Below are 12,026 nucleotides of genomic sequence, written 5' to 3' on the forward strand. Positions count from 1 at the left end.
AGCACTTAATTCATCGATCGCCCAGAGCTAGTTACGACCAAAGTTATCCGCAGTCTGAGTGATAACTTGCCGCATCCACTTATGTGCAGGGTTATGCTGCAGTAGTGGACTCCACGCCATGGTAAGCGCAATAGGAGGGATCACAAACGGTGGCGGTACGATGCAGACACGGTCGTTATTTTCATGCTGCCTTGCCATTTTGCTTGGTATGGTGGCGATCAAATCTTGTTGCTCTGCCAATAAACAGGCTGCTTGATAATGACGAGTAAAAACAGTGATCCGTCTTTGTACCCCAATTCGGGTTAGGGCTTCATCTACCCAGCCTAGCCTCTGCACATCATCCGGGTCCATACCGACTCCCACCCCCATCCCCGTCTTACTAACCCAGACATGGTTAGCCTTTAAGTAACTGTCTAAACAAAACTTATCCAATACTGGGTTGCTCTTGCTGATCAGGCAGCTAAAATCATCATTCCAAAGCACTTTTTGGTGGAATGATTGAGGAATACTGTCAAAGCGATTTATCACCATATCCACACGCCCCTGCTCAACATCGCGAAAACTGACGTCACTTGGGGTCATGATATCGAGAATAACGTTGGGAGCTTCGGTGCGAAGTCTTGCTATTAATGGTGGGATCAAGGTTGCCTCAGCGTAATCACTGGCCATCACCCGAAACACTTGCTCACTATCTTCGGCGTTAAACTTTGCCCTTGGCTGCACCGCTTTCTCTAAGCCAATTATCAACTCACTAATGGTTGGCTGCAGCTCCTGAGCTCGCTCAGTCGGTGTCATGCCCTGGCTGGTTCTTATCAGCAATGGATCGTCAAATAATGTCCTCAGTCTCTTTAAGCCATTACTCATAGCCGGTTGACTGATCCCTAGCTGATCTGCTGCCTTTGTAACATTTTTTTCACGTAGTAGCACATCAAGATAAACCAATAAATTCAAATCGATACGAGATATATTCATGAGATTAATACCGGCTATAGAATCTATAAATTAGACTTATTTAAACAAATCTTACTAATATTTTCAACGTAATCAATCGCCGCTAATCATATCGTTAAAGGAATAGACACATGACAAATTACAGAGCTAACATCGATGAGGCTGCTACCTTGATTAATGCTGAAGGTAGTGCATGGAATGCAATCAACCCAGAATCTGTTGCACGCATGCGTCTACAGAACCGTTTTAAAACCGGGTTAGATATTGCTAAGTACACGGCTAAGATCATGCGTGAAGATATGGATAACTACGACAAAGATTCGTCGCAGTACACGCAGTCACTAGGCTGTTGGCATGGATTTATTGGCCAACAAAAGATGATCTCTATTAAGAAGCATCTACTGACGACTAAACGTCGTTACCTATATCTTTCTGGCTGGATGGTTGCGGCACTTCGAAGCGAGTTTGGTCCACTACCGGATCAGTCAATGCACGAAAAGACCTCTGTCGCTTCGCTTATTAAAGAACTTTATACCTTCCTCCGCCAAGCCGATGCTCGTGAACTCGGTGGCCTATTCCGCCAACTCGATGCTGCGAGCGAAAGTGACAAGCCTGCAATTCAAGCCCAGATTGATAATTTTGAAACCCACGTAGTCCCCATTATTGCCGACATCGATGCTGGTTTTGGTAATGAAGAAGCGACTTACTTGATGGCTAAGCAGATGATTGAAGCTGGTGCTTGCTGTATTCAATTAGAAAACCAAGTCTCTGATGTTAAACAGTGTGGTCACCAAGACGGTAAAGTTACTGTGCCTCACGTTGAGTTCCTGGCTAAGATTAATGCCGTGCGTTATGCATTCCTTGAACTTGGGATCGATGATGGCGTTATCGTTGCCCGTACAGACTCATTAGGCGCAGGCCTTACCCAAAAGATTGCTGTGACAAGTGAGGCTGGCGATCTAGGTGACAAATATAACTCTTTCCTTGAAGTTGAAGCCGTTGACGCTGCTAACCTTGCAAATGGTGACGTCGTATTCCAGCAAAACGGTCAACTTGTAAAACCTGCTCGTCTTCCAAATGGCCTATTTAAATTCCGAGCAGGAACTGGTGAAGAGCGCTGTGTACTTGATTGTATTACTTCGTTGCAAAATGGTGCGGATTTACTTTGGATTGAAACCGAGAAGCCTCACGTTGCGCAGATTGGTGGCATGGTGAATAAGATCCGCGAAACGATTCCAAATGCGAAGCTGGTCTATAACAACTCACCTTCGTTTAACTGGACACTTAACTTCCGTCAGCAGGTATTCGATGCAATGCAAGAGTCTGGTCAAGACGTATCGGCTTATGACCGTGATAAGCTTATGAGCGTCGATTACGACAATACTGAGCTCGCAGTACAAGCTGATGAGAAGATCCGTACCTTCCAAGCCGATGCGGCACGTGAAGCGGGAATTTTCCATCACCTTATCACGCTACCGACATACCATACCGCAGCACTATCAACCGATAATCTAGCGAAAGAATACTTCGGTGACCAAGGCATGTTGGGCTATGTTGCTAACGTGCAGCGTAAAGAGATCCGTCAAGGTATTGCATGTGTTAAGCACCAAAACATGGCGGGTTCGGATATGGGTGATGATCACAAAGAATACTTCTCTGGAGATCAAGCACTGAAGGCTTCGGGTAAAGACAACACCATGAACCAATTTAGCTAAGCCGTCATTATCGCGGTGAGTTTTTGAAGTGGACTAACCTGCCGATAATGAGCTAATCCCTTAAGGCCTACCCTGTGTAGGCCTTTTCATTTTTACAAAAGCCATAACAGCCAATTCCCTTTAATTTTTTTAACAGCATTTATTCACCTTAAACCGGAGGTGAATTAGGTTTAAGGCGAAAAAACAGCCTTTAATCGACATGGTACCTTCAAATTTAATCATAGCATTAAGTCATAACAGTTTTATCCTGCTGTCAGTCATTTCTATACGCCTGTTAATAAACTACCTGTTAATAAAATAATGGATACACTTTACAAAACAGGGGATCTCATAACTCCAGCTAGAAACAAGCCATCACAAACAACCTCGATCACAGATAACATTTAGCCTTACGTGAACTAACTCTCAGTTTACTTAAAATGTATCAAGCTGTATCCACCTGCGGTTGTTATCGACCTAAATGCTCGATAATCTGCGTGCTTTTGTAAAATTAGGCCGCTCAGTATGTTATTAAATCGCTATCGCAACCGTGGATTTACCCTCTTAGAGCTGACTGCAGTCATTATCATATTGTCAATCATCGCAGTGATCGCAACGAGTAAATACCTAAGCTTTAGTCGTGATGCTCATATTGCCCAGATAAAGGGATTAGCGGCTCAAATCAGTAAACAAAACCAGTTAATCCATAGTAAAAGTGTAATCGATAATATTGAACGCCTCATAGGTTGTAGCTTTCAGTGCGCCGACCATCCAAACTGGGACGTCCAAGTCGGCCAGTACTTCATCGATGTATCAGGTACCCGTGTATACGTGAGTTTAGGCTACCCGCTATCTCCACTCTCTTCTGGCAGTGTTATTGGTGACAATTACCGTGAAGCATTCGGCTTACCTGTGTCTAGCTTTCTATTTACAGTAGTACCCACCAATTTAGCTTCGGTCGCAATAGTTCCTATCAAATGGCAAAGCAAGCTCAGTGCGATAAGGGACGGAGAGTTTCAGTGCCATGTTGAATACAGCGCCCCGACATCTGTACGAGCGTATAGCGTTCGCACTTATACTAAAGACTGCTAAAAGTCTAATCTGCATGGGGTTGTGTACGTTTAGTGATAGGCCCTAAGCTTCGGAGAGTAAGCGCTAAAACATCGATTTATTTCAGTGCGGGACAATATGGGGATTAAGACTGCATAATGAAGCTCAAACCATGTTAGCCCATTCTAAGAACTGAGAGATAAAACAAAAAAGCCAGAATTAGATTCTGGCTTTTTAATGACTAACGATTAACTGACTAGATTACTTCTCGGTCCAACGATCCATCCAGCCTAGTACATTGGCGTACCATTGCTCTAAGTTTTCAGGCGTCAAGATCCAGTGGTTTTCGTCAGGATAGATGAGTAACTCTGATGGAATACCGTTGCGCTGCATATAGGTAAAGGCCGCTAAGCCTTGACCATAAGGTACACGGAAGTCTTTTTCGCCGTGGATCACAAGCATCGGTGTCTGCCAGTTTTCTACGTAGTTTACTGGATTAAACTTTTCATACAGCTCTTTGTTTTTCTCGTAAGTACCACCAAACTCAAACTCTGGGAACCAAAGCTCTTCAGTCACATAGTACATTGAGCGCATATCAAACAGACCCGCATGATTGACTAGACACTTAAAGCCGTCGTTCCAATTACCTTGGATCCAGTTCATCATGTAGCCGCCGTATGAACCGCCTAACGCGCATGCATTGTCACCATCTAACCACTTTTGCTGCTTAGTTACAGCTGCTAGACCCTTTTGCAGATCTTCAAGTGGCTTACCGCCCCAATCTTGGGTAATAGAATCGGTGAAAGCTTGGCCATAACCGGTAGAACCATGGAAGTCGATCATCACTACGCCATAACCCGCCCCAGCCCATAATTGTGGGTTCCAGCGGCTGCTGAACGAGTTGCCAAATGAGCCTTGCGGACCACCATGAACTAAGAAGGCGATTGGGTACTTCTCACCGGCTTTATAGTTAGCAGGTTTAATCCAGTAACCATAAACCTCTTCGTTGTTCCAGCCCTTAAAGTTAAATTGCTGGTACTCACCAAACTTCACTTTAGCGAGCTTTTCTTTATTCACCTCTGTTAAACGGCTTAGATTTTGGCCATCTAAATTAATGGTATAGAGATCACCAGGCTCAACTAGACTCTTGTTGCTGAAAATAATCTTATCGCTATTAACGCCAACTATGCTGTTACTACCTTCGTTATAGATAGTCTTAACGTCACCAAACTGGGTGTTAACTTCGAAGATTGATACTTGGCCAACGTCTTGTGCAGTGACGTACAGGGTTTTGTTGTCTTTACCAAATGCTAAAGAGCTTGGGCTACGGTCCCACAGCGGAGCAACCTCTTTTTCCTGCCCGGTTACGGTATCACGTAGCATGATGCGGTAGCGATCGGCTTCAAAACCTGGCTTTGTCATCGCAAAATAGGCTAAATAGCGGCCATCAGCTGAATAGGTAGGGTGTGCATCCCAAGCCTTATTTGACTCAGTGAGGTTCTTTGCCTCACCACCAGCAACGCTCACCTGCCACAAGTCGTAGTTAGTGATCCAAGCCTGATCTTTTCCTGGTGCTTTGGCGGTATAAACAAGGTACTTACCGTCTGGCGTAAAGGTGACCTCTTCCATGCCCGAGAAGGGTTTTGGCGGTGTTTCAGTATCCAGTCCCGCAGTAACGTCGACAGCTGATGTGACTTTTTCACCGTTTAATTGCGCCACAAATAGGTGACTTCTTGAATGATCGCTCCAGGTATCCCAGTGACGAACCATCAATTGCTTGTATTCACGTCCCGTGGTATCGCGATTAGCTTCAGCTTCAAACTTATCTTTAGAGCAAGCTAAATCAGTGCACTCGGGAAAAACGCGCATATTAACCACGACTTGTTTGCCGTCTTGAGATAGCTTAAAACCCTCTACATCCAGCGGAAAATCAGTGACTTGAATCGCTTCGCCGCCATTGAGTGCAAGTTTATATACTTGGCTTGAACCATTGCGTGCTGCTAAAAAGTAGATACTCTTATCATTTGGAGCAAAAGCAACGCTATGTTCTGTACCTGCAGCACTAGTGAGCTGTTTTGCTTGTGATGTACTTGATGATAAGTCTTGAATATAAAGGTCGCTACTCGCCTCACCTTCTGCATCAATATTTTTCACTGCATAAACGATTTTAGTGCCATCATTAGACAAAGCTGCCGAATGAAGCTTATTCATTTTTACTAGGTCTTGCACAGTGAAAGGTGATTGTGACGCGGCTTGAGCGCTAAAAACGACACCAGCCGATGCAAGCGCCATTATGATTGCAGTTTTTTTCATCGTTATAGTCTTATTCTTATAGTTAAAAGTAACGTTAAAAGCTTTTAGTGATCAACTTGTGATTGTTACTAGCCAGTTACGCAGCTTGTACATTTAAGGGGTGTTCAGCACATTAGCCAATATAAATGGCTTAAGCAAGACGCCTAAGCCATTCTTAAAGCTAATGGTAAACAAATCAGCCACTCAAAATACACAAACCAACTTTCTGATATTAGGCTTCTAGAATTAGCCTTCCAGTTTAACTTTCCAGATAGCTGGACCCGTTTCGTGAGCATTGACGCCTTCAGCATCCACTGCGACAGTAACCGGCATATCCTTAACGTCGAACTCATAGATGGCTTCCATACCTAGATCCTCAAAAGCAACCACACGCGAGTGCTTAATCGCTTTAGAAACTAGGTAAGCAGCACCACCAACAGCCATCAAGTAGCATGATTTATGTTTCTTGATAGACTCCACTGTTGCTGGGCCGCGTTCAGCCTTACCAATCATTCCCATCAATCCCGTCTTATCGAGCATCAGGTCAGTAAATTTATCCATGCGGGTAGCAGTCGTAGGGCCCGCAGGACCAACCACTTCGTCACCGACAGGATCGACAGGACCAACGTAGTAGATAAACTTGCCCTTAAAGTCGACGCCTTCAGGTAGCCCTTCACCACTTTCTATCAAGCTTTGAATACGCTTATGCGCGGCATCACGACCCGTTAGCATCTTACCGTTAAGTAACAAGGTATCGCCGCTCTTCCACTGCTGCATCTCTTCTTGAGTCACTGTATTAAGATCGACACGGCGAACGCTCTCACCCACTTCCCAAGTAATTTCTGGCCAATCTTCCAGTGAAGGAGGAGTAAGCTCCGCAGGGCCTGTACCATCTAAGTGAAAATGAACATGGCGAGTCGCGGCGCAATTTGGGATCATTACCACAGGCTTAGATGCTGCGTGAGTCGGGGCAGACTTAATCTTAATATCCAGTACCGTCGTCACACCACCTAGGCCTTGAGCACCAATACCCAGTTTATTTGCACGATCGAAAATATCTAGGCGGAGTTTTTCGTCTGTTGTTTGTGCACCGCGCGCTTGCAATTCATGGATATCGACGGGATCCATCAAAGACTCTTTAGCCATTACAGCCGCTTTCTCTGCAGTACCGCCAATACCTATGCCAAGCATGCCTGGTGGGCACCAACCCGCTCCCATAGTTGGCAGTGTCTTTTCGACCCATGCCGCAATATCGTCAGATGGGTTTAACATCACCATTTTCGATTTGTTTTCAGAGCCACCGCCTTTTGCTGCAATAGCCACTTCAACATGGTTACCTGGAACCATCTCAACATGCACAACTGACGGCGTGTTATCTTTGGTGTTTTTACGTCCACCAGCGGGATCGGCAACAATGGATGCACGCAATGGATTATCTGGATTGGTATAAGCACGGCGAACGCCTTCATCAACCATCTCTTGAACGGTTAGATCTGTCTTATCCCATTGCACGCCCATACCTATCTTAACGAAACAGGTCACAATACCCGTATCTTGGCAGAGCGGACGTTTTCCTTCGGCCGACATACGAGAATTGATAAGAATTTGTGCAATCGCATCCTTAGCGGCTGCGCTTTGTTCACGCTCATAGGCCTCGGCCATAGAATCTACAAAGTCTTTTGGGTGATAATAAGAGATATATTGTAGGGCATCAGCAACGCTTTCAATGAGATCGGCTTGCTTGATTACAGGGACTTCTTTGCTCACAGACACTTCCTTTTTAGCAGACACTTATTAATCGGCTGAAACTACACTCGCACTGGCTTGTGTGAATAACTTCAGTCGCCATTAAAGCTCACGTGTTTTGTTTTTATTACTTGTGTAAGCATTATGATACTCTTTCGCGAGTTTTAGTTAAACATCACATTTTAGATAGGGTTAACAGATGAACAAATTGGCGCAAAATGCAGTTTTTACAAAGCGTCTCGATTGGAATTTAAGCACAACTGAAGTTTTCGATTTTTTTTCGGCTGTTCCTTGGTCAATTTTACTCGATTCGGCCGATGCAGATCACGTTGACGCAAAATTTGATGTGATTTGCGCCGAGCCCGTAGCCACTATCGTCACCCAAGATGAATCAACAGTTGTCACCCGAACTAAAGATAGAACGCCGCTATTTAGTTTGCGTGGAAAAACCAATAGCGCCCTCTCCTTGACGACCCCACATCACGGGGATCCATTTGATGTGGTTAAGCAACTCATCAACGAGTATTACCCCAAAACTAAAGCCAGTGAACAAGTCTTCTCTGGCGGTGTGATGGGCAGTTTTAACTATGATTTGGCACGCGGTATCGAAAAGCTACCCACTCTAGCTCATAAAGATATATCCCTAGCCGAGATGAACCTAGGCGTATACGACTGGGCGCTAGTGTATGATTATCAACTTAGATACTGGCAGTTAGTCCATTATCAGTCACAAGCGGCGTTAGAGGCGGTTGAAACTAGGCTTAACGCGCTTATCTTTAATGGCACCAGCGATCTTAAGCAAGCCTCAACTGAATTTAAACTCACGAGCCAATGGCAAAATCAACTCTCTGAGCAAGACTATAAAGAGAGATTTAACAAGGTTCAGGCGTATCTCCACAGCGGCGATTGCTATCAAATAAACTTAACCCAACGTTTTAGTGCTGACTTTAGCGGCGATGAATGGCACGCCTACAAGACACTGCGTCAAACAAATGGTGCACCTTTCTCGGCATTTGTTCGTTTAGAAGAGCATGCGCTATTATCAATATCGCCTGAGCGTTTTATCCAACATCAAGATGGCAAAATTGAAACCAAACCCATTAAAGGCACCCTGCCAAGAGATAAAGATGCAGACCGTGACGCTGAACTCGCTAAGCAACTGAAAAGTTCAGAGAAAGATCGCGCAGAGAACTTGATGATAGTCGATCTATTGCGTAACGATATTGGCAAAGTGGCCGCCCCTGGAAGCGTCAGCGTACCTAAGCTATTTGACGTTGAGAGCTTTCCCGCCGTTCATCACCTTGTTAGCACTGTGACCGCCACGCTTAACACAGGTCTTTTCCCAACAGATCTATTAAGAGCCTGTTTTCCCGGAGGCTCGATAACTGGCGCACCGAAAATTCGGGCCATGGAGATCATCGAAGAGCTTGAACCCTCTAGGAGAAGTATCTATTGTGGTTCTATTGGCTACATTAGCCAAGACGGTAAGATGGATACTAGCATTACTATCCGTACCTTGGTGGCTCAAAGAGATAGCGGTAAATCTGATAATGGCCTACCGAGTGTAGGTAAACTTTATTGCTGGGCCGGCGGTGGCATAGTCGCCGACTCTAAAGTAGACGCCGAATATCAAGAAAGCTTCGATAAAGTCAGTCGCATTTTGCCCGTACTGTCTCGACTTGGCTAACCTATACCTTGCAAATATCAATCTAGGGCTTGTCCTCTAACATGAATAAGGACCGATAATGAAGCTGGCAGAGTTTAGACTCAGGTATAATCTTAATACTTTGCCGGAGTTGGATCTTATTCACCTAGGAGAGGAACTTCGTCAAGCTGCGGTGTTAATTGCGCTTTATGAAAGGGGACAAGAACTCGAGCTTATATTGACCCGTAGGCCAATTCACCTGCGAGCTCACCCGGGGCAAATTAGCTTCCCAGGCGGAAAGGTTGAGCGGTCAGATCCCAGCCATCAATTTACAGCGTTAAGAGAAGCCGAAGAGGAAATCGGCCTGCTTAGATCTAATGTCGAGGTTATCGGAGCCCTCCCAGCCCATAAGACCTTCACAGGTTTTGAGATCACCCCTTTTGTAGGCATAGTCAAGCAACCCTTCGATCCGATTTTAGATCCCGGTGAAGTCGATGAATACTTCACCGTGCCACTTTCATTTTTACTCAAGCGTTATAATCGACATACCCAACACTTTAAACGTATGGGGCGGCAATACCCTGTGCACTTCATCCCTTATCAAGGTTACTTTATTTGGGGGGCTACAGCGGCTATGATCGATCTACTCTGTAGACACCTTAGTCTCCATCCAAATGAATCACGCCTGTAAGGGATAACCCGCTCAACTTGAATCTCTGGTTTACCGTTATACTACAAAACGAATATATAGCCCTGCCGCTAAAGAACAGGTAAACAACAAAGGAATATTCACCCACCAGCCGAGACGGCTATGTTGGGCAACATAAAAGTTGAAACCCAAGTTGATAAAACTCAACCCAGCACATACCCATATAATATGCTCCAGCAAAACCGTCTGAGTAGGATCCCATTCTAGCCTCACCGCAGCGCCCTTACTCTGGTAATAGCCAATGGCCGTATCGGGGCGTGCTTTATCAAAAATCAACAACGCATAGATAGCCAGCGACCAGCCGATAATCGATAGTGTTGACAATAAGAATTGGAAAAAATTTGTTCTATTCATGCTTGCCATCCGTAGTTTTTGTCATGATTGTCGTCAGAATAACAATTTAGGTACTCAGATACCCTACTTTCCACTTGAGAAAAGCGATTATACAGGTAATATAAACCTCCAAATTATTTACAAAAACGTTTCGTTGGAGAACTAAGCAACAATGAGCATTACATCTGTCGCTTCTGTGTTTAAAGGTGACTTTGCGATCGGTTCGCAAATCACAGTACGTGGTTGGGTAAGATCCCGCCGCGATTCTAAAGCTGGGATCTCATTTCTAGCTGTTTATGACGGTTCATGTTTCGACCCTATCCAGGGTGTTGTACCAAATAATCTAGAAAATTACACCAACGAAGTGTTAAAGCTTACTGCTGGTTGCTCTGTTGTGATGACTGGTGAAGTTGTTGAGTCTCCTGGTCAAGGTCAAGCGTTTGAAATGCAAGTGACCAACATTGAGGTTGCAGGTTGGGTTGAAGATCCAGACACCTACCCTATGGCGGCTAAGCGTCACTCTATCGAGCACCTGCGCGAACTTGCTCACCTTCGTCCACGCACCAACATTATTGGCGCGGTAGCACGAGTACGTAACTGCTTGTCTCAAGCTATTCACCGTTTCTATAACGAACAAGGTTATATCTGGGTATCAACACCACTTATCACTGCTTCAGACACTGAAGGTGCCGGTGAGATGTTCCGTGTATCGACACTCGATCTTGAGAACCTACCCCGTACAGATAAAGGTACTGTCGATTACGGCGAAGACTTCTTCGGTAAAGAGTCTTTCCTAACCGTATCGGGTCAGCTAAACGCCGAGACGTATGCATGTGCACTTTCAAAGGTTTATACCTTTGGTCCTACATTCCGCGCAGAGAACTCAAACACCAGCCGTCACTTAGCCGAGTTCTGGATGGTTGAACCTGAAGTGGCTTATGCCGATCTAAACGATGCAGCAAAACTTGCAGAAGACATGCTGAAGTACTGTTTCAAAGCGGTACTAGAAGAGCGTCGCGATGACTTAGAGTTTTTCGCACAGCGTGTTGAGAAAACAGCGATTGAGCGTTTAGAAAACTTTGTCAACAGTGATTTTGCTCAGATCGATTACACCGATGCGATTGAAATTCTTAAAGCCTGTGATAAAGACTTTGAGTTTGATGTTGAATGGGGTATCGATTTACATTCTGAGCATGAGCGTTACCTTGCAGAAGAGCACTTCAAAGCTCCTGTAGTTGTGAAGAACTATCCAAAAGACATTAAGGCATTCTATATGCGCTTAAATGATGATGGAAAAACTGTAGCAGCTATGGACGTTCTAGCTCCAGGCATCGGCGAGATCATCGGTGGTGCTCAACGTGAAGAACGTCTAGACGTTCTTGATGCACGTCTTGCAGAGATGAACCTAAGTCAAGAAGACTACTGGTGGTACCGCGACCTACGTCGCTATGGCACAGTACCACACGCAGGTTTTGGTCTTGGCTTTGAGCGTTTGGTTTCTTATGTGACTGGCGTTGCAAACATCCGTGACGTGATCCCATTCCCACGTTCACCAAACTCGGCTAACTTCTAAGCGGTTACCTGAACACCTATTTAAAGCCTTTGG

Annotated in this window: 9 protein-coding genes; 5 read left to right on the top strand and 4 right to left on the bottom strand. The window is 45.0% G+C overall.

The genetic code is table 11. The features are described 5' to 3' along the window. Positions 1-27: 27 nt before the first annotated feature. On the bottom strand, positions 28-972 hold the full coding sequence (locus L1D44_RS17445) for a LysR family transcriptional regulator (RefSeq protein WP_239892594.1): 945 nt from the start codon (positions 970-972) through the stop codon (positions 28-30). Between the two features lie 110 nt (positions 973-1,082). Here L1D44_RS17445 and L1D44_RS17450 point away from each other — a divergent pair, with 110 nt between their 5' ends. Beyond that, the gene (locus tag L1D44_RS17450; RefSeq protein ID WP_239892595.1) at positions 1,083-2,666 is read left to right on the top strand and encodes an isocitrate lyase; all 1,584 of its coding nucleotides are present in this window, start codon (positions 1,083-1,085) and stop codon (positions 2,664-2,666) included. A 504-nt stretch (positions 2,667-3,170) separates the two neighbouring features. Continuing rightward, a complete protein-coding gene (locus L1D44_RS17455; RefSeq protein ID WP_239892596.1) occupies positions 3,171-3,737 on the top strand; it encodes a prepilin-type N-terminal cleavage/methylation domain-containing protein in 567 nt (188 codons plus the stop codon). Positions 3,738-3,956: 219 nt separating this feature from the next. Here the strand turns inward: L1D44_RS17455 and L1D44_RS17460 are convergent, their stop codons facing one another. Beyond that, a complete protein-coding gene (locus L1D44_RS17460) occupies positions 3,957-6,008 on the bottom strand; it encodes a S9 family peptidase (protein ID WP_239892597.1) in 2,052 nt (683 codons plus the stop codon). A 225-nt stretch (positions 6,009-6,233) separates the two neighbouring features. Continuing rightward, a complete protein-coding gene (locus L1D44_RS17465) occupies positions 6,234-7,754 on the bottom strand; it encodes a fumarate hydratase (RefSeq protein WP_239892598.1) in 1,521 nt (506 codons plus the stop codon). A gap of 178 nt (positions 7,755-7,932) precedes the next feature. Here L1D44_RS17465 and pabB point away from each other — a divergent pair, with 178 nt between their 5' ends. Together pabB and L1D44_RS17475 are read left to right on the top strand one after the other, a co-directional pair. Then, positions 7,933-9,420: an aminodeoxychorismate synthase component I gene (pabB, locus tag L1D44_RS17470; RefSeq protein WP_239892599.1), complete on the top strand. Its 1,488-nt coding sequence runs from the start codon at positions 7,933-7,935 to the stop codon at positions 9,418-9,420. Between the two features lie 58 nt (positions 9,421-9,478). Continuing rightward, a complete protein-coding gene (locus tag L1D44_RS17475) occupies positions 9,479-10,069 on the top strand; it encodes a CoA pyrophosphatase (RefSeq protein ID WP_239892600.1) in 591 nt (196 codons plus the stop codon). Positions 10,070-10,105: 36 nt separating this feature from the next. Here the strand turns inward: L1D44_RS17475 and L1D44_RS17480 are convergent, their stop codons facing one another. Further along, positions 10,106-10,441 carry a hypothetical protein gene (locus tag L1D44_RS17480; protein WP_239892601.1) on the bottom strand — a complete coding sequence of 112 codons (336 nt, stop codon included), beginning with the start codon at positions 10,439-10,441 and terminating at the stop codon, positions 10,106-10,108. Between the two features lie 151 nt (positions 10,442-10,592). Between L1D44_RS17480 and asnS the strand changes: the two genes are divergently transcribed. Further along, positions 10,593-11,993 (top strand): asparagine--tRNA ligase, encoded by a 1,401-nt coding sequence (asnS, locus tag L1D44_RS17485; protein WP_220770384.1) that lies wholly within the window; start codon positions 10,593-10,595, stop codon positions 11,991-11,993. The last annotated feature ends 33 nt before the right edge of the window (positions 11,994-12,026 follow it).

The sequence above is a fragment of the Shewanella sp. Isolate13 genome, from assembly GCF_022398325.1.
Lineage (GTDB): Bacteria > Pseudomonadota > Gammaproteobacteria > Enterobacterales > Shewanellaceae > Shewanella.